Source organism: Sphingobium sp. TomMM15 (assembly GCF_055397045.1).
Genome location: NZ_AP027314.1, coordinates 2,459,763 through 2,483,538 on the forward strand (window position 1 = coordinate 2,459,763; position 23,776 = coordinate 2,483,538).

Sequence of the window (23,776 nt, forward strand, 5' to 3'; positions counted from 1 at the left end):
CATGCCAGGCGACATAGAGCTGAACATTGCCGGTGCTCTTGCGGCTCCAGGCGGGTTAATGCCCGTCGGGGCCTTTGCTGTTTGAAAGGTCATCCTTTTCAGGCCGTGAAGAACGCGGGAATGCTTGCGGTAAAGTAACTGAAAAGGTGAAGGGCTTCATGCCAACAATCAACCAGCTGGTCCGCAAGGGCCGCGAACTGCAGAAGACCAAGTCGAAGGTCCCTGCAATGGAAGCGAACCCGCAAAAGCGCGGCGTTTGCACCCGTGTTTACACGACGACCCCGAAGAAACCGAACTCGGCTCTCCGTAAGGTGGCGAAGGTGCGTCTGGTCAACCAGCGCGAAGTCATCACCTACATTCCGGGTGAAGGCCACAATCTTCAGGAGCACAGCGTTGTGCTGATCCGTGGCGGCCGCGTACGCGACCTTCCCGGTGTGCGCTATCACGTGCTGCGCGGCGTTCTGGATACCCAGGGCGTCAAGGACCGTAAGCAGAGCCGTTCGAAGTACGGCGCGAAGCGTCCGAAGTAAGGGAGACTAGAATATGTCACGTCGTCGTCGCCCCGAAAAGCGCGTTATCCTGCCCGATCCCAAGTTCGGTGATATCGTGCTGTCGAAGTTCATGAACAGCATCATGCAGGATGGCAAGAAGGCCGTCGCCGAGTCCATCGTTTACGGTGCGCTCGAAACTGTCGAAGCGAAGTCCAAGAAGGACCCGATCGGCATGTTCCATGACGCGCTGAACAATGTGAAGCCCGGCATCGAAGTCCGCAGCCGCCGCGTTGGCGGTGCGACCTACCAGGTCCCCGTCGAAGTTCGCCCCGAGCGCGCCCAGGCGCTGGCGATCCGCTGGTTGATCACCGCGTCGCGCAACCGCAGCGAAACCACCATGGCCGCGCGCCTGTCGGGTGAGCTGCTGGACGCTGCCAACAACCGTGGTAACGCGGTCAAGAAGCGCGAAGATACGCACCGCATGGCGGAAGCGAACCGCGCCTTCTCGCACTACCGCTGGTAAAGAAAGGCGGGCGCTTTGGTGCCCGCTTTTTCTATCTGGTTTTGAATGTCGGTCCGTTCGCCGTGGGGCTACCCATGGCGGACGGATTGGTTTAGGGGCCAGCCGCAAGACTCACTCACTCATCGCCGGTGCGCCGGCAACGGAGAAGCATCATGGCCCGCAGCCATCCGCTCGAACGCTATCGCAATTTCGGTATCATGGCGCATATCGACGCCGGCAAGACCACCACGACCGAGCGTATCCTTTATTATACCGGCAAGTCCTACAAGATCGGCGAAGTCCATGACGGCGCCGCCACCATGGACTGGATGGAGCAGGAGCAGGAGCGTGGTATCACCATCACGTCTGCGGCCACCACCTGTGTGTGGAAGGCCGAAGAGGGCAAGGGGCCTGAGCATCGCCTGAACATCATCGACACCCCCGGCCACGTCGACTTCACCATCGAAGTTGAACGTTCGTTGCGCGTGCTCGACGGTGCGGTCGCTGCGTTCGACGGCGTTGCTGGCGTTGAGCCGCAGTCGGAAACCGTGTGGCGCCAGGCTGACAAGTATCGCGTGCCGCGCATGTGCTTCATCAACAAGCTCGACCGTACCGGCGCGAACTTCTATTATTGCGTGCAGACGATCATTGATCGTCTGGGCGCTACCCCAGCCGTCCTCTATCTGCCCATCGGCGCTGAGTCGGATTTCAAGGGCCTGGTCGATCTGGTCGAAAACCGCGCGATCATCTGGAAGGATGAGAATCTAGGCGCGGAGTTCACCTACGAAGAAATCCCCGCTGACATGGCTGACAAGGCTGCCGAATATCGTGAAAAGCTGATCGAACTTGCCGTCGAGCAGGATGACGAAGCGATGGAAGCCTATCTTGAAGGCAACCTGCCCGACACCGCAACCCTCAAGAAGCTGATCCGCAAGGGTACGCTGGGCCAGGCGTTCGTGCCGGTGCTGTGTGGCTCGGCGTTCAAGAACAAGGGCGTTCAGCCGTTGCTCGACGCCGTCGTCGACTATCTGCCATCGCCGCTCGACATCGAGGACGTTCAGGGTATCAACCCCGACAACGACCAGCCCGACAGCCGCGCGACCGCCGACGACGCGCCCTTCTCGGGTCTGGCGTTCAAGATCATGAACGATCCGTTCGTCGGCTCGCTGACCTTCCTGCGCGTGTATTCGGGCACCCTGACCAAGGGCACCTATCTGAACTCGGTCAAGGACAAGAAGGAAAAGATCGGCCGCATGCTGCTGATGCATGCGAACAGCCGTGAAGATATCGACGCGGCATATGCCGGCGACATCGTCGCGCTGGCCGGCATGAAGGAAACCACCACCGGTGATACGCTGTGCGCCGAGCGCCAGCCGATCATCTTGGAGCGAATGGAATTCCCCGAGCCGGTGATCGAGCTGTCGGTTGAACCCAAGACCAAGGCGGACCAGGAAAAGATGGGCGTCGCGCTCAACCGCCTGGCCGCCGAAGACCCGTCCTTCCGCGTCACGACCGACCACGAATCGGGCCAGACCATCATCAAGGGCATGGGCGAACTTCACCTCGAAATCCTGGTCGACCGCATGAAGCGCGAGTTCAAGGTCGAGGCGAATGTTGGCGCGCCGCAGGTGGCCTATCGCGAATATCTCAAGAAGCCGGTCGACATCGACTACACCCACAAGAAGCAGTCGGGTGGTACCGGTCAGTTCGGCCGCGTGAAGGTGAAGCTGACCCCGGGCGAGCGCGGCGCGGGGATCCAGTTCAAGGATGAGATCAAGGGCGGTAACATTCCCAAGGAATATATTCCCGCTATTGAAAAGGGCTTCCGTGAGACGGCGGCAACCGGCTCGCTGATCGGCTTCCCGATTATCGATTTCGACATCGTGCTTTATGATGGCGCGTACCATGACGTCGACTCGTCGGCACTGGCGTTCGAAATCTGTGCTCGCGGAGCAATGCGCGAAGCGGCGCAGAAGTCGGGCATCACGCTGCTCGAACCGGTCATGAAGGTCGAAGTCGTAACCCCGGAGGAATATCTGGGCGACGTCATTGGCGACATGAACAGCCGTCGTGGTCAGATTCAAGGCACCGACACGCGCGGCAATGCCCAGGTGGTCGAAGCCATGGTGCCGCTGGCCAACATGTTCGGCTATGTGAACTCGCTGCGTTCCTTCACTCAAGGCCGCGCGAACTACTCGATGATCTTCTCCCACTATGACGAAGTGCCGCAGAATGTGGCGGACGAAGTCAAGGCGAAGATGGCCTGATGATTTTCCTTAATCGAGCCGTGCACACGGCTCGGTTAGGGGCTGGTAATCTGTGAATTTGCTGCTATGGACGCGCCTTCGCGAGGCGCGGCCGAGCGGTCAGACCAAAGCTGATTTGATTAGAAGGTAGGATAAAATGGCTAAGGCTAAGTTTGAGCGGAACAAGCCGCACTGCAACATCGGCACCATCGGTCACGTTGACCATGGCAAGACCTCGCTGACCGCGGCGATCACCAAGGTGCTGGCCGAAACCGGCGGCGCGACCTTCGTTGACTACGCGAACATCGACAAGGCTCCCGAAGAGCGCGAGCGCGGCATCACCATCTCGACCGCGCACGTCGAATATGAGACCGAAGCCCGTCACTACGCGCACGTCGACTGCCCGGGTCACGCTGACTACGTGAAGAACATGATCACCGGTGCTGCTCAGATGGACGGCGCGATTCTCGTCGTCTCGGCCACCGACGGCCCGATGCCGCAGACCCGTGAGCACATCCTGCTCGCCAAGCAGGTCGGCGTTCCCCAGCTGGTCGTGTTCATGAACAAGGTCGATCTGGTTGACGATCCGGAAATCCTCGAGCTCGTCGAGCTGGAAATCCGCGAACTGCTGTCGTCCTACGACTTCGACGGCGACAACATCCCTGTCATCCCCGGCTCGGCCGTGAAGGCGCTGGATGGCTCGAACGATGAAATCGGCAAGGAAGCCGTCCTGAAGCTGATGGCTGCTGTTGACAGCTTCATTCCGCAGCCCGAGCGCCCGATCGACAAGCCTTTCCTTATGCCAATCGAAGACGTGTTCTCGATCTCAGGTCGTGGTACCGTTGTGACTGGGCGCGTCGAAACCGGTATCGTCAAGGTTGGCGAAGAAGTCGAGATCGTCGGCATCAAGGACACCCGCAAGACCACCGTCACGGGCGTGGAAATGTTCCGCAAGCTGCTCGACGAAGGTCGTGCGGGCGACAACATCGGTGCTCTGGTTCGTGGCGTTGGCCGTGAAGACGTTGAGCGTGGTCAGGTTCTGGCCAAGCCCGGTTCGGTTACGCCGCACACCGAGTTTGACGCGGAAGTCTATGTTCTGTCGAAGGAAGAAGGCGGCCGTCACACCCCGTTCTTCGCGAACTATCGTCCGCAGTTCTACTTCCGCACCACGGACGTCACCGGCGAAGTCATCCTCCCCGAGGGCACTGAGATGGTCATGCCCGGCGACAATGTGAAGCTGAACATCAAGCTCATCGCCCCTATCGCGATGGACTCGGGTCTGCGCTTCGCCATCCGTGAAGGCGGCCGCACCGTCGGCGCCGGGGTTGTCGGCACGATCTCGAAGTAATATAGGACCGCAGCGGCGCGAATCGCCTGATTCGCGCCGCTCGGAATTTCTACCGCCCCGGATCGCCTTTCTCCGGCTCGACTGAGCTAGAAGGGCCGGAAACGGGGCGGATATTTTTTGGTGGTGCATTCTCACAAGTCATCGGCTGCTCCAGCTGATTTCTGAAAATGCTCCAGGTTTTTGGCTCTTTCGCATCGGTACAGGAACAATGGACAGCAACATCCGCATTCGCCTCAAGGCGTTCGATCATCGCGTGCTTGATCAGGCGACCGGCGACATCGCCGAAACCGCCCGCCGCACCGGCGCCCTTATTCGCGGTCCGATTCCCCTTCCGACGCGCATCGAAAAGTTCACGGTCAACCGTGGTCCGCACATCGACAAGAAGTCACGCGAGCAGTTCGAGGTCCGCACCTACAAGCGTATGCTTGACATTGTGCAGCCGACGCCGCAGACGGTCGACGCGCTGATGAAGCTGGACTTGGCTGCCGGCGTGAACGTGGAAATCAAGCTGGCTTAAGCTGGCAAGTCCCTGCTTTTCCGCAAGGATGGCAGGGTATCGGGCATTCCGGGAGACCGGAAGCTCAAACGACACAAGGGATACCGCACGGCCTCTCCGGTAAACTGGAAATGGCTCGTGGTCCTGGTCCCCCGTCGCTGTTCCCGAGTAGGGAGTGGCAACCAACCCGGACGGGGTGATTTGTTATTTGGGTTGGCCGCGAAGGAGGGATCCTGAGCGGTTTTTTCGTTGGATACGCCCGCTGCTAAGGCGGGCCTCTATGGGAGTAATCAGTGATGCGCACAGGCGTGATCGCTAAGAAAGTCGGGATGACCCGTCTGTTCCAGGAGGACGGACGGCATGTACCGGTTACGGTTCTGGCCCTTGAGGGCAATCAGGTCGTGGCTCGCAAGGAAGTTGATCGTGACGGTTATGTCGCGGTTCAGCTTGGTGCGGGCGTCGCGAAGGTCAAGAATGTCGCCAAGCCGCAGCGCGGTCACTTCGCCAAGGCGGAAGTGGAGCCGAAGGCGCGTCTGGTCGAATTCCGTGTCGCCGAGGACGCGCTCCTCGATGTCGGCGCCGAGATCGCGGCCGATCATTTCATCGCTGGCCAGTTGGTCGATGTTGCCGGTCACACCCAGGGTAAGGGTTTCGCCGGCGCCATGAAGCGCTGGGGCTTCGGAGGTATGCGCGCCACCCACGGCGTGTCGATCAGTCACCGTGCCCATGGTTCGACCGGTAACCGTCAGGATCCGGGCCGCGTCTTCAAGAACAAGAAGATGGCAGGTCATATGGGCGACCGTGAGCGGACCCAGCAGAACCTCGAAATCGTGCGCACCGATGTCGAGCGCGGCCTTCTCTTCGTGAAGGGCAGCGTTCCGGGCGCGAAGGGGACCTGGCTCACCGTCAGCGACGCCGTCAAGGTCGCTCGCCCGGCGGACGCACCCTATCCCGCCAGCCTGAAGCAGGCTGCGAACAGCAATAGCGCTCCGGCGAACACCCCGGCTGAAGAAGCTGCGGCTCCCGAAGTCACCGAAGGCCAGGAGGGCTAAACCATGAAGGTCAATGTACAGACCCTCGACGCGCAGACTGCTGGCGAACTGGAGCTCAACGATGCCGTGTTCGGCCTCGAGCCTCGCGCCGACATCCTGCACCGCGTCGTCACCTGGCAGCTCGAAAAGCGTCGCGGCACTGCCCGCGGCACGCGCGAGCGTAGCGACGTTGCCCGCACCGGCAAGAAGTTCGGCCGCCAGAAGGGTGGCGGCACCGCCCGTCACGGCGATCGCCGCGCGCCGGTATTCATCGGCGGTGGTAAGGCTCACGGTGCCCGCGTCCGCGACTTCAATCCCTCGCTGAACAAGAAGGTTCGTGCGCTGGGCCTGAAGATGGCGCTGTCGTCTAAGATCAAGAGCGGATCGCTCACCATCATCGACAGCCTCGACGTCAAGGACGGCAAGACCCGCGAGTTGGTCGCCAGCCTCGCCAAGCTGAACCTCACCAAGGCGCTGTTCATCGACGGTGACGCCGTGAACATCAGCTTCGCCAAGGCTTCGGCTAACATCATCGGCGTGAACCTGCTGCCCGCTGTGGGCGCCAACGTTTACGACATCCTGAAGGCCGATTCGCTGGTGCTGACGCGTGCCGCGGTCGAAAAGCTGGAGGCGCGTTTCAATGGCTAAGAAAGAAGCCGCGAAGGTCGACAATCGTCATTATGACGTCGTTGTCGCCCCGGTCATCACCGAGAAGTCGACGCTTCTCTCCGAGAATAACGCCGTGGTCTTCAAGGTCGCCAATGATGCGACCAAGCCGGAGATCAAGGCGGCCGTCGAGGCGCTCTGGGGCGTGACCGTCAAGAGCGTGAACACGCTGGTCGCCAAGGGCAAGACGAAGAAGTGGAAGGGCAAGCCCTACACTCGTTCGGACGTGAAGAAGGCGATCGTTCGTCTGGCTGACGGCCAGTCGATCGACATCACCGAAGGAGTGCGCTGATCATGGCGCTTAAGAGCTACAACCCGACCAGCCCCGCGCAGCGTGGCCTGATCCTCGTCGACAAGTCCAGCCTGCACAAGGGCAAGCCCGTCAAGGCGCTGACCGAAGGCAAGCGCAAGACTGGTGGCCGTAACAACAAGGGCCATGTGACCTCGCGCGGTATCGGCGGCGGTCACAAGCAGCGCTATCGCATCATCGACTTCAAGCGCCGCTTGTGGGATGTCGAAGGTACGGTCGAGCGTCTGGAATATGACCCCAACCGCACAGCCTTCATCGCTCTGGTGAACTATCCCGATGGCACCCAGGCCTACATCCTGGCACCGCAGCGGCTTGCGCCGGGTGACAAGGTCATCGCGGGCAAGAAGACCGACGTGAAGCCGGGCAATGCGATGGAACTGGGTCAGATGCCGGTTGGCACGATCATCCACAACATCGAGATGAAGCCGGGCAAGGGCGGTCAGCTTTGCCGGTCGGCGGGCACCTACGCCCAGCTGGTCGGCCGCGATCGCGGCATGGTGATGGTCCGCCTGTCTTCGGGCGAGCAGCGCTACATCCGTTCCGATTGCATGGGCACCATCGGTGCCGTGTCCAACCCGGACAATGGCAACACCAATCTCGCCAAGGCAGGCCGCAACCGTTGGAACGGCATCCGTCCGCTGACGCGCGGTGTGGCGAAGAACCCGGTCGATCACCCCCATGGCGGTGGTGAAGGCCGGACCTCGGGCGGCCGTCATCCGGTTACTCCCTGGGGCAAGCCGACCAAGGGTGCGCGCACCCGCCACAACAAGGCGACGGACAAGTTCATCATCCGTAGCCGCCACGCGAAGAAGAAGAGGTAAGCGAGATGGCTCGTTCCGTCTGGAAAGGTCCTTTCGTGGACCTCAGCCTTCTGAAGAAGGCGGAAGTGGCGCAGGACGCCGGTGGCCGTTCGGGTCCGATCAAGACCTGGTCGCGCCGTTCCACCATCCTGCCGCAGTTCGTTGGCCTGACGTTCAACGTCTATAACGGCCGCAAGCATGTGCCGGTTTCGGTGAACGAGGATATGGTGGGTCACAAGCTGGGCGAATTCGCCCCGACCCGCTACTTTCCCGGCCACGCTGCCGACAAGAAGGGCAAGCGCTAATGAGCAAGGAAAAGGCTCCCCGTCGCGTCGCCGACAATGAGGCGCTGGCCGTTGGCACGCAGATCCGTGGTTCGGCCCAGAAGCTGAACCTGGTCGCCACGCTCATCCGCGGCCGTAAGGTCGAAGAGGCGCTGAACATCCTTGCCTTCTCGAAGAAGGCGATGGCTGTCGACGTGCGCAAGGTGTTGGCTTCGGCCATTGCCAATGCGGAAAACAATCACAATCTGGACGTCGACTCGCTGGTCGTCGCGGAAGCATCGGTGGGCAAGAGCTTCACCCTGAAGCGCTTCCACGCCCGCGGCCGCGGCAAGTCGACCCGGATCCTGAAGCCCTTCAGCCGCGTGCGCATCGTCGTTCGCGAAGCAGCTGAAGAAGCGGAGGCGTAAGACTATGGGTCACAAGAGCAATCCGATCGGTCTGCGCCTGCAGATCAACCGCACCTGGGATAGCCGCTGGTACGCGGAAGGCGCCGACTATGGTCGCCTGCTGCTGGAGGATCTGAAGATCCGCCAGTATATCATGAAGAACCTGCCGCAGGCCGCGATCTCCAAGGTCGTGATCGAGCGTCCGGCTAAGCTGTGCCGCGTGTCGGTATATGCTGCTCGTCCCGGTGTGATCATCGGTAAGAAGGGTGCGGACATTGAGAAGCTGCGCAAGAAGCTGGGCAGCCTGACTTCTTCGGATGTCAGCCTGAACATAGTCGAGATCCGCAAGCCGGAAGTAGACTCCAAGCTCGTGGCACAGGGCATTGCCGACCAGCTGGAGCGTCGCGTGGCGTTCCGCCGTGCGATGAAGCGCGCGGTGCAGTCCGCCCTGCGTCTCGGCGCGGAAGGGATCAAGATCACTTGCGGCGGCCGTCTGGGCGGCGCGGAGATCGCACGTGTGGAATGGTATCGCGAAGGCCGCGTTCCGCTGCACACGCTCCGTGCGAACGTCGACTATGCTGAAGCCACGGCGCACACCGCCTATGGCGTTTGCGGCATCAAGGTCTGGATCTTCAAGGGCGAAATCCTTGGTCATGATCCGATGGCTACCGACCGGCTGATGCTGGAGGCTCAGACCTCCGGCGTACGCCCGGCGCGCTGAGAATAAGGTAGGTATAGCGTCATGCTGCAACCGAAAAAAATGAAGTTCCGCAAGACCTTCAAGGGCCGGATCAAGGGCGACGCCAAGGGCGGTTCGGACCTGAACTTCGGCTCCTATGGCCTGAAGGCTCTGGAACCCGAGCGCGTTACCGCGCGTCAGATCGAAGCGGCCCGCCGCGCGATCACCCGGCACATCCGCCGCCAGGGTCGTCTGTGGATCCGCGTGTTCCCCGACGTTCCGGTGTCGAAGAAGCCTGCCGAAGTCCGTCAGGGTAAGGGCAAGGGCTCGGTCGAATATTGGGCGGCTCGCGTCAAGCCAGGTCGTATCCTTTTCGAACTCGACGGCGTTCCTGGCCCGCTCGCAGCAGAGGCATTCTCGCGCGCCGCGATGAAGCTGCCCATCAAGACCAAGGTCGTTGCCCGCCTCGGCGACACCTCGCACCTGGAGGGCTAAGCCGTGGCCAACGTTGCCGACCTCAAGACCAAGACGGACGACGAACTGTCGACCGAACTCAACAACCTGAAGCGCGAGCAGTTCAACCTGCGTTTCCAGGCGGCCACCAACCAGCTGGAAAAGCCCAGCCGCGTGAAGGAAGTCCGCCGTTCGATCGCGCAGATCAAGACCCTGCAGACGGAGCGTAACAGCTCCGCCGCGAAGTAAAGGAAACACACGATGCCCAAGCGCGTGCTGACGGGAACGGTGGTTTCCGACAAGACCGACAAGACGGTGGTGGTTCGCGTAGAGCGCAAGGTTAAGCATGCGCTCTACGGCAAGATCATCCGCCGCTCCAAGAAGTACCATGCCCATGACGAGGGCAATGTTTACAAGGAAGGCGAAACGGTCCGCATCGAAGAGACCGCTCCGATTTCCAAGCTCAAGACCTGGAAGGTCATCGAGCGCGTGGACACCCACAAGTCGCCTGAAACGGCGGCCTGAGGTTAGTCACCGGCCTTGAGGGTCGAAATTTCGGACGCGGGGCTGGCCTTTTCTTGTCGGAGAGGTTACAGGCCCGCGCTTCGTGTTTCGAATCTTCCGGTCGAAACCCGAATTCGGAACCGCCGGGACAGTCTCGGTAGGCCAGACAAGAAGGAACCGGATCAATGATCCAGATGCAATCCAATCTTGACGTTGCTGACAACAGCGGCGCCAAGCGCGTCCAGTGCATCAAAGTGCTGGGCGGCTCGAAGCGTCGCTTCGCGAGCGTGGGCGACATCATCGTCGTCTCGATCAAGGAGGCTGCGCCTCGTGGCAAGGTGAAGAAGGGTGACGTGCATCGCGCTGTCATCGTGCGCACCGCCAAGGACGTGCGTCGCGCTGATGGCAGCGTGATTCGCTTTGACGGCAACGCCGCCGTGCTGATCAACAAGAACGAGGAGCCGATCGGCACCCGTATCTTTGGCCCGGTCGTTCGCGAACTGCGCGCCAAGAAGCACATGAAGATCATCAGCCTTGCTCCTGAGGTGCTGTAATGAGCGCTGCTAGAATCAAGAAGGGCGACAAGGTCGTCGTGCTCGCTGGCAAGGACAAGGGCCGTACCGGCGCTGTCTTGGCTGTGCTGCCCAAGGACGACAAGGTCCTGGTGGAAGGCATTAACGTGCATGCGCGTCACCGCAAGCCCGACCAGGCGAACCCGCAGGGTGGCATCGAGCGCAAGCCCGCGCCGCTCCACATTTCGAACGTCGCTGTCGCCGACAAGGATGGCAAGCCGACCCGCGTCCGTTTCGAGGACCGCGACGGCAAGAAGGTCCGCGTCGCCGTCAAGTCCGGTGAGGTGCTGTAATGAGCGACAAGTACACCCCGCGCTCCAAGGCGCAGTATGACGCGGAAATCGCGAAGGCGATGACCGAGAAGTTCGGTTACGAAAACGTCATGCAGGTCCCGAAGATCGAGAAGATCACGCTCAACATGGGCGTGGGCGAAGCGACCCAGGACAAGAAGAAGGTCACGTCGGCCGCCGAGGAAATGGAACTGATCGCTGGCCAGAAGCCGGTGATCACCAAGGCTCGCAAGTCGATCGCGCAGTTCAAGCTGCGTGAAGGCATGCCGATCGGTGCCAAGGTCACGCTGCGTCGTGAACGCATGTACGAGTTTCTTGATCGCCTGATCAACGTTGCTCTGCCTCGCGTGCGCGACTTCCGTGGTCTCAATCCGAAGAGCTTCGACGGCCGTGGCAACTATGCTTTCGGCATCAAGGAGCAGATCATCTTCCCGGAGATCAACTATGACCGCATCGACAAGGTGCGCGGCATGGACATCATCGTGACCACCACGGCGAAGACGGACGAGGAAGCGCGCGAACTGCTGCGTCTCTTTGGCTTCCCCTTCCCGATCGAAGAGAAGCAGGCGGCCTGAATCAGGTCCCGCTTCTCTTTCCAAAGACACCAAGGAAAGAGAACTTAAGTCATGGCGAAACTGAGTTCGATCAACAAGAATGAGCGCCGCAAGAAGCTGGTCAAGAAATATGCCGGCCGCTATGCGAAGCTCAAGGCGATCGCGAATGATACCGCGGCCGACGACAGCGATCGTCTGATCGCGCGTCTGAAGATGGCGGAGATTCCCCGAAACGGCAACCCGACTCGCGTTCGGAACCGCTGCGAACTGACGGGGCGTCCCCGCGCTTATTACCGCAAATTCCGCCTCTGCCGCGTGCAGCTGCGTGATCTGGCCAACAAGGGCCTGATCCCCGGCGTCACCAAGTCGAGCTGGTAAGGATCATTTGAGATGGCATTGACCGATCCCCTGGGTGATATGCTCACCCGCATCCGCAACGGGCAGCAGGCGAAGAAGGACAGCGTTGTGTCCCCCGCTTCGAAGCTGCGCGCCCGCGTGCTCGACGTGCTGCAGCGCGAAGGCTATATCCGTGGTTATTCCGAGGAAGCTCTCGGCAAGCACCCGGGCCTGCGCATCGAGCTGAAATATTTCGAGGGCCAGCCCGCGATCAAGCATGTCGCCCGCGTGTCCAAGCCTGGCCGCCGCGTCTATTCGGGTTCCAAGGAACTGCCGGTGGTCCGTAACGGCCTGGGCATTACAATTGTTTCGACGCCTCGCGGTGTTCTGTCCGACGCTGAAGCGCGCGAGCAGAATGTCGGCGGCGAAGTGCTGGCGGAGGTGTTCTGATGAGCCGCACTGGTAAGAAACCGGTTGCCGTCCCTGCGGGCGTCACCGCCGCCATCGAAGGCGGTCAGCTGTCGGTGAAGGGTCCCAAGGGTACCCTCGCCATTCCGCTGGCCGACGAAGTCACCTACAGCATCGAAGACGGATCGATCGCCGTGAAGCCTGCCAATGACAGCAAGCGCGCCCGCGCTTTCTGGGGCATGCAGCGCACGCTGATCGCGAACCTGATCACCGGTGTGACCGAGGGCTTTTCCAAGAAGCTGCTCATCACCGGTGTCGGCTACCGCGCCAACTCGCAGGGCAAGACCCTGAAGCTGCAGCTCGGCTATTCGCACGACGTCGATTTCGCGATCCCGGAAGGTATCGAAATCAAGACCCCGGATAACACGACGGTCGAGATCAGCGGCATTGACAAGCAGAAGGTGGGTCAGGTTGCGGCCGAGATCCGCCGCTGGCGCAAGCCCGAACCCTATAAGGGCAAGGGTATCAAGTACGCCGGCGAGTTCATCTTCCGCAAGGAAGGGAAGAAGAAGTAAGATGGCAAAGCTTTCCCTCTTCGCGCGGCGTCGTCGCCGCGTTCGCACCGCGCTCAAGGCAGTATCGGGCCACAAACCTCGCCTCAGCGTCCACCGTTCGGGCCGTCACATCTACGCCCAGGTCATTGACGATGCGCAGGGCAAGACCCTGGCCGCCGCGTCGACCCTGGACAAGGACGTCGGGTCGAAGGCTCTGGGTAAGACTGGCGCCTCTTCGGAAGCCGCTGCCGAAGTCGGCAAGCGCGTTGCCGCTGCGGCGACCGCTGCCGGCGTCACCAAGGTCGTGTTCGATCGTGGTGGCTTCCTGTTCCATGGCCGCGTCAAGGCGCTGGCCGATGCCGCCCGCGAAGGCGGGCTGGAGTTCTGATCATGGCTGACGAAAACGAAATCCAGGCCCAGGCGGGCGCACCTGCTGCTGTCGAAGGCGGCGAGAATGCACCGACCGAGGGCCGTGGTCCTGGTCGTGGCCGTGGTCGCGGCGGTGACCGCAACCGTGGTGAGCGTGGCGGCCGTGGCCGTCGTGACGATCGTCGCGGTGGTAACCGTGACGAGGAACAGGGCGAAGAGCTGATCGAGAAGCTGGTTCACATCAACCGCGTCTCGAAGACCGTCAAGGGCGGTAAGCGCTTCGGCTTTGCTGCTTTGGTGGTTGTCGGCGACGGCAAGGGTCGTGCGGGCTTCGGCCATGGCAAGGCGCGTGAAGTGCCTGAAGCCATCAGCAAGGCGACCGCTTCGGCCAAGAAGGCGATGGTTCGCGTGCCGCTGAAGGAAGGCCGCACGCTGCACCATGATGGCCTCGGCCATTTCGGCGCGGGCAAGGTGACGGTTCGTTCGGCCCCGGCCGGTACGGGTATCATCGCCGGTGGTCCGATGCGCGCGGTGTTCGAAAGCCTCGGCGTTGCAGACGTTGTGACGAAGTCGAACGGCACGTCGAACCCGTACAACATGATTCGTGCGACCTTCTCGGCGCTGGGCGAACAGACCAGTCCGAAGTCGGTGGCGCAGCGTCGTGGCAAGAAGGTTGCTGACCTGCTTCGTCGTGGTGGCGCCTCGGCCGAAGTCGCGCAGGCTGATGCCGAAGCGATCGTGGAGTAACGGATATGGCGAAGATCAAGATCAAGCAGATCGGCTCACCGATCCGCCGTCCCGCCGACCAGAAGAAGATTCTGATCGGCCTCGGCCTTGGCAAGATGCACCGCGTGGTTGAACTGGAAGACACAGCGGAAGTCCGCGGTGCCATTGCCAAGCTTCCCCACATGGTCGCAGTAGTCGAGGGCTGAGCCTTCCGATCACAATGGAATGAAGCGGGAGAGGGGGAAACCCCTCTTTCGTTTTTTTGGAAGACGCGCTAAAGGCGCGACTTCCAAAATCCCAGCATAGGCTGGGATATCATGCCGGATGGCGAGTTCTCTTGTGAGGAGACCCCCGGTTTCATTTGGCTAGGCGCGACCCGAGAAGTCGCGTTCAGCCGCCAGCGGTCCCAGCCTTCGCTGGGACTTCGGCATGACTGCTCAAAGAGCAATCATGCCTCGCGCGAACATAGCGAAAGCGAGTGCACAATGACGAAGCTTAACGAACTCAATGACAATGCCGGTGCCCGTAAGGGTCGGATGCGCGTCGGCCGTGGTATCGGCTCGGGCAAGGGCAAGACCGCTGGTCGCGGCCAGAAGGGTGCGAAGGCGCGTTCGGGCGTTGCGATCAACGGCTTCGAAGGCGGCCAGATGCCTCTGCACATGCGGCTGCCGAAGCGCGGCTTCAACAACATTTTCGCCAAGGATTACGCGATCGTGAACCTGGGCGCGGTGCAGAAGGCGATCGACGCCGGCAAGCTCGACGCCAATGCGACCATCGACCATGCGGCGCTGAAGGCTGCTGCGCTGGCTCGCGGCGGCAAGGACGGCGTCCGTTTGCTCGCCAAGGGCGAACTGACCGCCAAGGTCAACCTGCTGGTCGCCGGTGCCTCGAAGGGCGCTGTCGAGGCGGTCGAGAAGGCTGGCGGCAAGGTCCAGGTGATCGAAGTCGTTCCCGCTGCCGATAAGGCGAAGGCCAAGAAGGGCACGGCCCTGGCTGCCAAGAAGGCCGCGGCCAAGGCCTAATCAAGCCGCCAAGGCTTGCAAGCATGGCCCCGCTGCCCGATATGGGTGAGCGGGGCTATGTGTTTCGGGCAATGTTCCGGCAGCCTTCCTTTCGTCAGATCGTGTCGCGCACTGTCTCGGTACCGTCAGGACATCACCCGTTTCTCGACTCCGCTCGAAAGGAAATGGGGAACGCAAGGAAGGGCGGGACGCTGAAGGCGCACTTTGTCGCATCATCCGCAAATCCCGGTTCGACAGCGCCCCATGACCCCGCTAAGGGATTAGCGATTCAGGCTGGGGCGTGACCTTGGCCAAGATGTTTTGAAGGGCAGCCAAGATGGCATCGAGAGCCGACCAGCTCGCATCCAATCTCAGCCTGGCAAAGTTCAGCCAGGCGACCGACCTCAAGAAGCGCCTATGGTTCACACTGGGCGCCTTGATCGTGTTTCGCTTCCTGAGTTTCGTGCCGCTACCGGGCGTCGACCCGACCGCGCTGTCTCAGCTTTACAAGCAGACGAACGGTGGTGTCCTGGACATCTTCAACACCTTTTCGGGTGGTTCTCTGTCACGCATGAGCCTGATCGCGCTCGGGGTGATGCCATATATCACGGCCTCGATCGTCGTACAGCTCGCGGCCAGCCTTTCGCCGCAACTCGCCGCGATCAAGAAGGAAGGCGAGAGCGGTCGCAAAAAGCTCAACCAGTATACGCGTTACGGCACGGTTGGCCTGACTGCGGTGCAAGGGTATTTCATCGCGGTCGGCCTCGAAAGCTTCGGTGCACAATCGGGCGTGCAAGCAGTGGTCGATCCCGGTTTTCTGTTCCGGATCGCAGCGGTCGTGTCGCTGATCGGGGGCACGATGTTCCTGATGTGGCTGGGTGAACAGATCACGTCGCGCGGTATCGGCAACGGCGTCAGCCTAATAATCATGGCTGGTATCGTTGCTCAGCTTCCGGTCACCCTAAGCAATCTTTTCAAATCGGGCAGCGAGGGATCGATCTCGGGTCTGCTGATCGTGATGGTCATCGCATTGGCGGTCGGCTTGATCTTGCTGATCTGTTTCATGGAGCGCGCGCAGCGCCGCGTGCTGATCCAGTATCCCAAGCGCCAGACTCGTCAGGGATTGATGCAAGCGGATCGCAGCCATCTGCCGCTCAAGGTAAATACCGCCGGCGTTATCCCGCCGATCTTCGCCAGTTCGCTTCTGCTGATGCCACTCACCATTTCCCAGTTCGCGGGTAGAACCATTGCCGGTGAGAGCAGGCTTGGGGATTTCGTACTGACGCTGAACCAATATCTGTCGCACGGCAGCCCGGTTTACATGGGCCTTTACGGCCTGGGTATCGTGTTCTTCTGCTTCTTCTACACCGCGGTTGTGTTCAATCCTGAGGAGACGGCAGATAATCTCAAGCGGAATGGCGGGTTTATACCGGGCATCCGTCCCGGCAAGAACACCGAAAATTATCTGGACTATGTGCTGACCCGGATCACGGTGATTGGTGCTGCCTATCTGGCCATCATATGCCTGGTGCCGGAATTTGCCATCGCCCGGGCGGGTATTCCCTTCTATCTGGGCGGGACGAGTCTGCTGATCGTGGTCAATGTCACGGTGGATACCGTGACGCAGATCCAGAGCCATTTGCTGGCTCACCAATATGGGGATCTGATCAAGAAGGCGAAGCTGAAGGGACGCCTTCGCTAAAAGCGCATCGAGGCGCGGCGCAAGAACAGGGGAGTATGCGCAAAATGAATATCATTCTGCTGGGTCCTCCGGGAGCAGGGAAGGGCACGCAGGCGAGCCGCCTGGTCGAAACCCGTGGCATGGTTCAGCTGTCGACGGGTGACATGCTCCGGGCGGCGGTAAAGGCGCAGACGCCGATTGGCCTCAAGGCCAAGGCGGTGATGGAGGCGGGTGAACTGGTTTCGGATGAAATCGTTTCCGGCATCATCGGCGAAGCATTGGATGGGTTGGCCGACAGCACTGGCGTGATCTTCGACGGCTATCCGCGCACCGAAGCTCAGGCCCATTCGCTCGACGCCATTCTTGCCGATCGCGGCCGTACATTGGACCATGTCATCGAACTCGACGTCGATGAGGACGCTCTGGTTGAGCGTATCACGGGCCGCTTCACCTGCGCGACCTGTGGTGAGGGCTATCACGACAGCTTCAAGCAGCCCAAGGTCGCTGATGAGTGCGACAAATGTCATGGGCATGAGTTCAAGCGCCGTCCCGACGATAATGAAGAAACGGTTCGCACCCGGATGGCGGAATATCGCGCTAAGACCGCCCCCATCCTTCCAATCTATGAGGCGCGAGGGATTGTGTCTCGTGTGGACGGCATGGCTGACATGGACGATGTGACTGCGGCAATCGCGGGCATATTGGATCACGCTAAAGGCTGAGATAATTTCTCCCGTCTTTCAGAGGCGGGAGGAAGGCATGCGGAACTCTATTCGGGCCATCCTGGTCACTGCGCTCGCTGGCGGAACGGCCGTCCAAGCGGAAGTTAAGTCTGCGAACGATTCGGCTTCGAGGTAGTCAGCAGCGTCGAAATCCTGGGCGACGTGCAAACAATATATCCTTGATTGCTTCATCGGCGCGCTGGTGGAGCAGCGAACACACCTGCAGGGGCGATGCCGCCAACCTTAGCCGGGATACAAAAGCGGGAGGCTGTTTCTAAGCAACTTGCACGGCTGAAGCGCACAGCGGAGCAGGGCGGCTGACCTTCCAAGCTGGACTCCGCATGGAGGTGCCAGCAACAATATATATCCGACCCTAATATCTTAACCGATTGATTGCTGTTTCATTGCTAATGCATTCGAGTGACTGCATTGCCTACTCGGAACCGCTTGGCGGAATTGGATGCTTTGAGAGGCATCGGCGCGCTGTGCGTGCTGATTTTTCATTATTCCACGCGTTTCCACGAGCTTTTTCCCCAAGCGGCGCACGTGCCCTTCAGCTTTCCCGGGGGCAATTATCGCGTCCTGCTGTTTTTCACGATCTCGGGCTTCGCCATATTCTTCACGCTGGATCGGATCGGTAGCGTCGCCGACTTTGCGGTAAACCGGATCGCTCGGCTTTATCCGGCTTATATCGTCGCGATGTTGCTAACCTTGTCGATCGAATATGCGGCAAAGGCGTCCCAATTGCTGGTAGGTCCCAGCGCTATCCTGGCTAACTTCACGATGTTGCAGGGGTTCGCGTTTCTTCCTGAGGTAGACGGCGCTTATTGGACTTTGACCGTCGAAATCGCCTTTTACTTCTGCATGATATCGATCTGGAAATGGGCTGGATTGAAAAGGCTCGAACCGATGCTGGCATTGTGGCTCGCGGTTCGCGCGATTTATGGGTTATGGCCCGACATGCCAGAACGCATCGTCATGCTTTTGGTACTGCGCTATCTCCCCTTCTTCATCATCGGGATGCTGTCGTACCGTGTATGGTCCGGTCAGCGAAGCTGGCGCCAGCAATCTCCCTACTCCCTCCTTGCACTGCTGTCGGTCGCCTTCGTGGAAAGTTGGGACGTCACGCTAATGGCTTGTATTCTGCTTGCAGGCTTTGCAGCGCTGATCAGAGGGCATCTGCAGTGGATCGCGTCACGTCCACTGCTCTGGATGGGTGGGATCAGCTATTCCTTCTACCTCATCCATCAGCATGTGGGTTTTGTCGTGATGCTGAAAATGGCGGAGCAGGGCTACAGCCCGTGGCTCGCCTTCTTCTCCGCGTTTCTTGCCGCGTTAACTTTGGGCGCGGGCATCAACAGACTGGTGGAGCGTCCCGCAGGCGAGGCGATAATATCGTGGTGGCGACGGCGGCGTGGAAATAGGTTTGTGCACGCTGAAGCCTCGTCCCGTACCGTTTAACGAAGATGTATATTCCGTCGCATCGACAGCGGTGGTGAGCAAAGAGATAAGAACAGGGGCTCGGCATTGGTGCCAAGCCCTGTATTAAGATTTTACTGCGCGCGGGGGGCTGCTGCTGCCGCGTTGGCAGGCAACCCGCCCATCTGCGTGACCAGCTTGGTATAGGCGTCCAGATAGGCCAGGACGATCACTTGGCCGATCTCGGTATTCTGGTAGCCGCTCGCACCGGCAGCAGCAAAGCCACCCCACCAACCGGCACCGCCGCCGCCACCGAAGCCGATGTCGGTCTTGCGGGCGTATCCCTCGGTCAGCGCCTCTTCTTCCGTCGTGCGGGCGTTGACGATGGAAAGCGTGACGTTCGCTTCCTTCTTCTTGATGTTGAGGCCCCCAGCAAGTGCGCCGAACGTGCCGCCCATCAGGCCGCCAAGTGCCGCGCCGAAGCCGCCGCCGCCAGAATTGCGGTTGGACGAGACGATATCAGGCTCCAGATAATAATCGGCTGCCTTGACCTGGCCCCGGCCCAGGTTCGATCCAGCCTGCAATTCGCCCGAGTCCGCCATGGCGCGTTCCATCGCCCGGCTCTGCATGGCGCGGCCGCGGTTGACGATGCCGAAGCAGCCGGACTGCTGGATGAACACCTTGAGGATCGCTTCCGGGCTGCCCAGGTTCAACTCGCGCCACCACTGGTTGTCGGGTTCGACAATCGCGACAGTGCCAAGGCGGCGGGTGCAGCGGGGAATCTCCTGCTGAGCGCGCTCCTGCGACCTGCGGCCCGAGGAGGCGCCTTTGGTGGTGCCATCCTTATAGGTCTTGCCAGAAGAACTCATATTCGTCTGCGCCATCGCAGACATCGGCGTAACAAGCATCGATGCTGTCGCGACGAGCGCGGAAACCGTCTTGAACATTGCCCCAAATCCCTTTCGAGCGGTTAATTATGGAATTTTTATTATGGTACGACCCGTTTAAGGCTCGCGTCAATTACCATAGCTTGCTGGCTTTTCCTACTGATGGTCAGGCTGGTTGCAAGCTCTGCTGACAGGCTCGCAAATGGCTGCTATCGGCGCGGTCCATGACCAACCTTTCGCACATCCGTAATTTCTCGATCATCGCGCATATCGACCATGGCAAGTCGACGCTGGCCGACCGGCTGATCCAGCGCACCGGGGGACTGACCGACCGTGAGATGTCGGCCCAGGTCCTCGACAATATGGATATCGAGAAGGAGCGCGGCATCACGATCAAGGCGCAGACCGTGCGCCTCGACTATGTCGCGAAGAATGGCGAGACTTATGAGCTCAACCTCATGGACACGCCAGGCCATGTCGACTTCGCCTATGAAGTGAGCCGGAGCCTGGCTGCGTGCGAGGGCGCGCTGCTGGTCGTGGACGCGGCGCAGGGCGTGGAGGCGCAGACGCTGGCTAATGTCTATCAGTCGATCGAGCATGACCATGAGATCGTGCCGGTACTGAACAAGATCGACCTGCCCGCCGCTGAGCCGGAGAAGGTGCGAGCGGAGATCGAGGAAGTGATCGGCCTCGACGCTTCGGAAGCGGTGCTGGCGAGCGCCAAGTCTGGCATTGGTATCGATGACATCCTTGAGGCTATTGTCGCGAAGATCCCGCCGCCCAAGGGTGATCGCAACGCGCCGCTGGAAGCGATGCTGGTCGACAGCTGGTATGACCCTTATCTCGGCGTCGTCATCCTGGTCCGCGTCGTCAATGGCGTGATCAAGAAGGGGCAGCAGATCAAGTTCATGATCGGCGAGACCGAGCATCTGATCGACCGCGTCGGATGCATGCGGCCCAAGATCGAACAGCTGCCGGAACTCGGGCCGGGCGAGATCGGCTTCATCACGGCGCAGATCAAGGACATCAGCCAGACCCGCGTGGGCGACACGATCACCACGGTCAAGAATCCTGCCGCCAATCCGCTGCCGGGCTTCAAGGAAGTGCAGCCGGTGGTCTTCTGTGGGCTGTTCCCGGTCGATGCCAATGATTTCGAGAAGCTGCGCGATTCGATTTCGAAGCTGCGGCTGAACGATGCGTCCTTCTCCTTCGAGATGGAGACGTCGGCGGCGCTGGGCTTCGGTTTCCGCTGCGGTTTCCTGGGGCTGCTGCATCTGGAGATCATCCAGGAGCGGCTGACGCGCGAATATGATCTCGACCTCATCACCACCGCGCCGTCGGTGGTCTATGAGATGCACATGAAGGATGGGGAGGTGCGCCATCTGCACAACCCCGCCGACATGCCCGACCCGAACCATATCGAGATGATCGAGGAACCATGGATCGAGGCGGTGATCTACTGCCCCGATGAATATCTGGGGTCGATCCTGAAGCTCTGCCAGGACCGGCGCGGTATCCAGAAGAACCTGACCTATGTCGGCGGACGCGCGCAGGTGACCTATGAGCTGCCGCTCAACGAAGTGGTGTTTGACTTTTACGATCGCCTGAAGTCGATCAGCCGGGGCTATGCCAGCTTCGACTATCATCAGATCGGCACCCGCGAGGGTGACCTCGTCAAGATGAGCATCCTCGTTAACAACGAACCGGTCGATGCGCTTTCGATGATCGTTCACCGCAGCGCTGCCGAAGCGCGGGGGCGGCATATGTGCGAGCGGCTGAAGGACCTGATCCCTCGTCACCTGTTCAAGATCCCGATTCAAGCGGCGATCGGCGGCAAGGTAATTGCCCGCGAAACGATCGCGGCGATGCGCAAGGACGTCACCGCCAAATGCTATGGCGGCGACATCACCCGCAAGAAGAAGCTGCTGGAGAAGCAGAAAGAGGGCAAGAAGCGGATGCGGGAATATGGGTCGGTACAGATCCCGCAGGAGGCCTTCATTGCGGCGCTGCGGATGGGGGATGAGAGCTAACACTCCTTCGTTCGGGGTGACCTCCTCCAAGCCCCCTCCTTTCGTGGAGGGCCGCGTTAGCCAAGGATTGACGCGGGCGGCGCATCCATGATCATGTCCGTGCGCACTTCTTGATGGGACGAATGATGAGCGACGCCTGGTTGTATGACGAGCATCCTGCGATGTTTCGCGCGCATCCATTTCTGTTCATCCTGCTGCTGATTTCTGTCGTGGGGCTGCTGGCGATCGGGGTCTGGTGGCTGCGGACGAAGGGGGAGCGGTTGGCATTGTCCGACCGGGAGGTGCTGATGGAGCGCGGGCTGCTGGCCAAGCAGCGCACCGAGATCGCGCTGTCGAGCATTCGCAGCGTGCGCATCACGCAGACATTCGGCCAGCGCATCTTCGACGTCGGCAATGTCGAACTGTTCAGCGCGGGCGACATCGCGGAAATCGCGGTCAAGTCCATGCCTCGGCCGGGCCGCATTCGGAACATCGCGGCGTCGCGCAATCTGGATTTGCTGCCACAGCGTTGACGGGCGTTCGCGCCCCCTTGACCTGACGCCAATTTATTTCGACCATATGTCCTGACTGAAGGGACAATGAAAAGCCTGTATCCGGGGAAGGATGCCGCTGGGTAACGTTGCTTCGCAATGACGCGGGGCGCGGTTGCAAAGGGTGTCCTTCATGGCCTTGCCGGTGATGCTTTCGCTGCCTGAATTAACTGAGCCGCAGCGTGAGGCCGTTCGTGAGGCCTGTGGCTTTGCCTGCGTCCGATGCGGCGTCACCATCTATCGCTATCTTCGCCTGCCCGATTCGCCCCAAGCGACATTGCTCTGCCCGACTTGCCACGCGCTGGTGGAGGAGGGGCGGCTGACCACGGCGCAGGTGCAGGGATTTCATACCAATCCGGTGGTCCGCCAGCGGCACTTCGCGCGGGACCGCATGCCATTTTCCTCGGAGTTGCCGACTTTGATCGTCGGGGGCTCACGGCCGCTGCGCGATACGCCAATCCCTCTGGTGCTGGATGGCGAGCCGATCCTGATGTTCGCGCCGCCGCGCCGCAGCCGGGGGGCGACGCGGATCAGCCTGCGAATGGGGGATATGGACGGCAACCCGGTGCAGGTGATTCAGGGCAATGAATGGCTGGCCGCCAATGGTAGCTGGCGGTTCCTGCTGCGTGGTGATCGCTACAGCGTCATGGCGGCGCGGGGCGAGGGGCTCGCCATTTTGCGGATCGTGGCCCGCAACCGGATCGCGGTGGAGCATCTGCGCACGACCATCCGGGGCAGGCGGTTGGAGGTGACGCCGGATTGGCTGGAGATCGATGGCAAGCGCCATGTGAACCGGATCGGTAGCGGCGCGCTTGTAGGACTGGAATGTTGAGGTGATGCGCCAAAAATGGCGGATTTCCGTCGAAGTTCACAGTGTATGCGCGAGCGAGGGCAGGCGCGCGTGGGCGCGAGGGGGTGATGTGGACGTTTCAAAGAGAGCGGCGGGGTAGGGTTGTTGTGGGGGAATAGGACAGGGTGAATTTTGGGCTGGTGTTGGGAATAGGATGGTTTTTGAGGGGGGTGTGGTGTTTGGGTGACGGTGGCCGTTCCCTGCCGCAAGCGTTCAAACGAGGCAGGTGACTCGTTTGAAGGGTTAGGGGTGGGGCGAGCTTAGTGAGCTTCTTCATTAGAGACTGGCGTTGCGCTGGCCCACCCCCCGACCCCCTCCCGCCTGCGGGAGGGGGAGCAGGAGTGCGCTAACCGCATCTCGCTGAGGTGATTACCATCTTCTCGTCATAGCTGACGGTGAGGCGATCGGGGCGGAAGTCCATGGTCATGGCCATGCCGGGGGCGCCCCAGCGGAGGGTGCGGGCGCCGGATGCTTCCAGCAGTTGTGCGCCGATGTCGGCGCTGGCGGTCTGGCCGGCGAAGCGGTCAAGGCCGTCGTTGCGGCAAGGGCCCTCGGCTGCCGCTGGCGTGGTGCTGGGGCCTTGTCCGTCAGCGGCGGTACAGGCCGCCAACAGAAGGGGAATCATCAGCGCCGCTGCCCGCATTATAATTG

Annotated in this window: 33 protein-coding genes; 31 read left to right on the forward strand and 2 right to left on the reverse strand. The window is 60.8% G+C overall.

The genetic code is table 11. The annotated features are described in order from the left end of the window. The first annotated feature begins 158 nt into the window (after nt 1–158). The 28 genes from rpsL to ACZ51H_RS12375 all read left to right on the forward strand — a co-directional run bounded on the left by rpsL (nt 159) and on the right by ACZ51H_RS12375 (nt 18,870). Nucleotides 159–530, forward strand: coding sequence for a 30S ribosomal protein S12 (gene rpsL / locus ACZ51H_RS12240; protein WP_007686591.1), 372 nt, complete (start codon nt 159–161; stop codon nt 528–530). Nucleotides 531–543: 13 nt separating this feature from the next. After that, the gene (gene rpsG / locus ACZ51H_RS12245; RefSeq protein ID WP_013847768.1) at nt 544–1,014 is read left to right on the forward strand and encodes a 30S ribosomal protein S7; all 471 of its coding nucleotides are present in this window, start codon (nt 544–546) and stop codon (nt 1,012–1,014) included. A 152-nt stretch (nt 1,015–1,166) separates the two neighbouring features. Beyond that, complete coding sequence (gene fusA, locus ACZ51H_RS12250; RefSeq protein WP_464771677.1) at nt 1,167–3,260, forward strand: elongation factor G; 2,094 nt, start codon at nt 1,167–1,169, stop codon at nt 3,258–3,260. A 136-nt stretch (nt 3,261–3,396) separates the two neighbouring features. After that, a complete protein-coding gene (gene tuf / locus ACZ51H_RS12255; RefSeq protein WP_464771678.1) occupies nt 3,397–4,587 on the forward strand; it encodes an elongation factor Tu in 1,191 nt (396 codons plus the stop codon). Between the two features lie 208 nt (nt 4,588–4,795). Then, complete coding sequence (gene rpsJ, locus ACZ51H_RS12260) at nt 4,796–5,104, forward strand: 30S ribosomal protein S10 (protein ID WP_004208724.1); 309 nt, start codon at nt 4,796–4,798, stop codon at nt 5,102–5,104. Between the two features lie 275 nt (nt 5,105–5,379). Continuing rightward, on the forward strand, nt 5,380–6,135 hold the full coding sequence (gene rplC, locus ACZ51H_RS12265) for a 50S ribosomal protein L3 (RefSeq protein WP_449474571.1): 756 nt from the start codon (nt 5,380–5,382) through the stop codon (nt 6,133–6,135). A 3-nt stretch (nt 6,136–6,138) separates the two neighbouring features. Then, on the forward strand, nt 6,139–6,762 hold the full coding sequence (gene rplD, locus ACZ51H_RS12270; RefSeq protein WP_449470809.1) for a 50S ribosomal protein L4: 624 nt from the start codon (nt 6,139–6,141) through the stop codon (nt 6,760–6,762). Further along, entirely contained in the window at nt 6,755–7,072 is a 318-nt protein-coding gene (locus ACZ51H_RS12275) for a 50S ribosomal protein L23 (protein WP_021239762.1), read from the forward strand. The genes rplD and ACZ51H_RS12275 overlap by 8 nt, the downstream gene beginning before the upstream one ends. 2 nt (nt 7,073–7,074) lie before the next feature. Further along, nucleotides 7,075–7,911: a 50S ribosomal protein L2 gene (gene rplB / locus ACZ51H_RS12280; RefSeq protein WP_196225088.1), complete on the forward strand. Its 837-nt coding sequence runs from the start codon at nt 7,075–7,077 to the stop codon at nt 7,909–7,911. 5 nt (nt 7,912–7,916) lie between these two features. Further along, nucleotides 7,917–8,195, forward strand: coding sequence for a 30S ribosomal protein S19 (gene rpsS, locus ACZ51H_RS12285; protein ID WP_007686576.1), 279 nt, complete (start codon nt 7,917–7,919; stop codon nt 8,193–8,195). Then, entirely contained in the window at nt 8,195–8,581 is a 387-nt protein-coding gene (gene rplV / locus ACZ51H_RS12290; protein ID WP_449470811.1) for a 50S ribosomal protein L22, read from the forward strand. The genes rpsS and rplV overlap by 1 nt, the downstream gene beginning before the upstream one ends. A 4-nt stretch (nt 8,582–8,585) precedes the next feature. After that, nucleotides 8,586–9,281 carry a 30S ribosomal protein S3 gene (gene rpsC / locus ACZ51H_RS12295; protein ID WP_196225090.1) on the forward strand — a complete coding sequence of 232 codons (696 nt, stop codon included), beginning with the start codon at nt 8,586–8,588 and terminating at the stop codon, nt 9,279–9,281. A gap of 21 nt (nt 9,282–9,302) precedes the next feature. Continuing rightward, nucleotides 9,303–9,734 carry a 50S ribosomal protein L16 gene (rplP, locus tag ACZ51H_RS12300; protein ID WP_267249803.1) on the forward strand — a complete coding sequence of 144 codons (432 nt, stop codon included), beginning with the start codon at nt 9,303–9,305 and terminating at the stop codon, nt 9,732–9,734. 3 nt (nt 9,735–9,737) lie between these two features. Beyond that, nucleotides 9,738–9,941: a 50S ribosomal protein L29 gene (gene rpmC, locus ACZ51H_RS12305; RefSeq protein WP_056691689.1), complete on the forward strand. Its 204-nt coding sequence runs from the start codon at nt 9,738–9,740 to the stop codon at nt 9,939–9,941. A gap of 12 nt (nt 9,942–9,953) precedes the next feature. Continuing rightward, a complete protein-coding gene (rpsQ, locus tag ACZ51H_RS12310; protein WP_006960320.1) occupies nt 9,954–10,217 on the forward strand; it encodes a 30S ribosomal protein S17 in 264 nt (87 codons plus the stop codon). Between the two features lie 164 nt (nt 10,218–10,381). Further along, a complete protein-coding gene (gene rplN, locus ACZ51H_RS12315; RefSeq protein ID WP_007686569.1) occupies nt 10,382–10,750 on the forward strand; it encodes a 50S ribosomal protein L14 in 369 nt (122 codons plus the stop codon). Continuing rightward, a complete protein-coding gene (gene rplX, locus ACZ51H_RS12320) occupies nt 10,750–11,061 on the forward strand; it encodes a 50S ribosomal protein L24 (RefSeq protein ID WP_196225092.1) in 312 nt (103 codons plus the stop codon). Before rplN ends, rplX begins: the two co-directional genes overlap by 1 nt. After that, nucleotides 11,061–11,633: a 50S ribosomal protein L5 gene (gene rplE, locus ACZ51H_RS12325; protein WP_449470813.1), complete on the forward strand. Its 573-nt coding sequence runs from the start codon at nt 11,061–11,063 to the stop codon at nt 11,631–11,633. Before rplX ends, rplE begins: the two co-directional genes overlap by 1 nt. Nucleotides 11,634–11,684: 51 nt before the next feature. After that, entirely contained in the window at nt 11,685–11,990 is a 306-nt protein-coding gene (rpsN, locus tag ACZ51H_RS12330) for a 30S ribosomal protein S14 (protein ID WP_007707881.1), read from the forward strand. Between the two features lie 12 nt (nt 11,991–12,002). Then, nucleotides 12,003–12,398 carry a 30S ribosomal protein S8 gene (gene rpsH, locus ACZ51H_RS12335; RefSeq protein ID WP_021239751.1) on the forward strand — a complete coding sequence of 132 codons (396 nt, stop codon included), beginning with the start codon at nt 12,003–12,005 and terminating at the stop codon, nt 12,396–12,398. After that, nucleotides 12,398–12,931, forward strand: a complete 534-nt coding sequence (gene rplF / locus ACZ51H_RS12340) for a 50S ribosomal protein L6 (RefSeq protein WP_460987202.1) — start codon at nt 12,398–12,400, stop codon at nt 12,929–12,931. The genes rpsH and rplF overlap by 1 nt, the downstream gene beginning before the upstream one ends. 1 nt (nt 12,932) lies before the next feature. Further along, nucleotides 12,933–13,298 carry a 50S ribosomal protein L18 gene (rplR, locus tag ACZ51H_RS12345; RefSeq protein WP_449470817.1) on the forward strand — a complete coding sequence of 122 codons (366 nt, stop codon included), beginning with the start codon at nt 12,933–12,935 and terminating at the stop codon, nt 13,296–13,298. 2 nt (nt 13,299–13,300) lie between these two features. After that, on the forward strand, nt 13,301–14,026 hold the full coding sequence (rpsE, locus tag ACZ51H_RS12350; RefSeq protein WP_449470819.1) for a 30S ribosomal protein S5: 726 nt from the start codon (nt 13,301–13,303) through the stop codon (nt 14,024–14,026). A gap of 5 nt (nt 14,027–14,031) precedes the next feature. Then, the gene (gene rpmD, locus ACZ51H_RS12355) at nt 14,032–14,211 is read left to right on the forward strand and encodes a 50S ribosomal protein L30 (protein WP_196225097.1); all 180 of its coding nucleotides are present in this window, start codon (nt 14,032–14,034) and stop codon (nt 14,209–14,211) included. 279 nt (nt 14,212–14,490) lie between these two features. After that, the gene (rplO, locus tag ACZ51H_RS12360; protein WP_196225098.1) at nt 14,491–15,027 is read left to right on the forward strand and encodes a 50S ribosomal protein L15; all 537 of its coding nucleotides are present in this window, start codon (nt 14,491–14,493) and stop codon (nt 15,025–15,027) included. A gap of 316 nt (nt 15,028–15,343) precedes the next feature. After that, entirely contained in the window at nt 15,344–16,708 is a 1,365-nt protein-coding gene (secY, locus tag ACZ51H_RS12365; RefSeq protein WP_196225099.1) for a preprotein translocase subunit SecY, read from the forward strand. Between the two features lie 44 nt (nt 16,709–16,752). Next, nucleotides 16,753–17,409, forward strand: coding sequence for an adenylate kinase (locus tag ACZ51H_RS12370; protein WP_449470821.1), 657 nt, complete (start codon nt 16,753–16,755; stop codon nt 17,407–17,409). Between the two features lie 456 nt (nt 17,410–17,865). Then, nucleotides 17,866–18,870, forward strand: coding sequence for an acyltransferase family protein (locus tag ACZ51H_RS12375; protein ID WP_464801995.1), 1,005 nt, complete (start codon nt 17,866–17,868; stop codon nt 18,868–18,870). A gap of 92 nt (nt 18,871–18,962) precedes the next feature. On the opposite strand, the gene ACZ51H_RS12380 is transcribed toward ACZ51H_RS12375, so the two are convergent. Further along, on the reverse strand, nt 18,963–19,775 hold the full coding sequence (locus ACZ51H_RS12380) for a CsgG/HfaB family protein (protein WP_449470823.1): 813 nt from the start codon (nt 19,773–19,775) through the stop codon (nt 18,963–18,965). A gap of 164 nt (nt 19,776–19,939) precedes the next feature. Between ACZ51H_RS12380 and lepA the strand changes: the two genes are divergently transcribed. From lepA to ACZ51H_RS12395, 3 genes are all read left to right on the forward strand, one after another. After that, nucleotides 19,940–21,745, forward strand: coding sequence for a translation elongation factor 4 (gene lepA / locus ACZ51H_RS12385; RefSeq protein ID WP_449470824.1), 1,806 nt, complete (start codon nt 19,940–19,942; stop codon nt 21,743–21,745). Between the two features lie 125 nt (nt 21,746–21,870). Next, complete coding sequence (locus ACZ51H_RS12390) at nt 21,871–22,257, forward strand: PH domain-containing protein (protein ID WP_196226667.1); 387 nt, start codon at nt 21,871–21,873, stop codon at nt 22,255–22,257. A 151-nt stretch (nt 22,258–22,408) separates the two neighbouring features. Next, nucleotides 22,409–23,107 (forward strand): hypothetical protein, encoded by a 699-nt coding sequence (locus ACZ51H_RS12395; protein ID WP_464801996.1) that lies wholly within the window; start codon nt 22,409–22,411, stop codon nt 23,105–23,107. A gap of 364 nt (nt 23,108–23,471) precedes the next feature. Here ACZ51H_RS12395 and ACZ51H_RS12400 read toward each other — a convergent pair whose 3' ends face one another. Then, complete coding sequence (locus ACZ51H_RS12400) at nt 23,472–23,768, reverse strand: I78 family peptidase inhibitor (RefSeq protein WP_464801997.1); 297 nt, start codon at nt 23,766–23,768, stop codon at nt 23,472–23,474. Between the last annotated feature and the right edge of the window lie 8 nt (nt 23,769–23,776).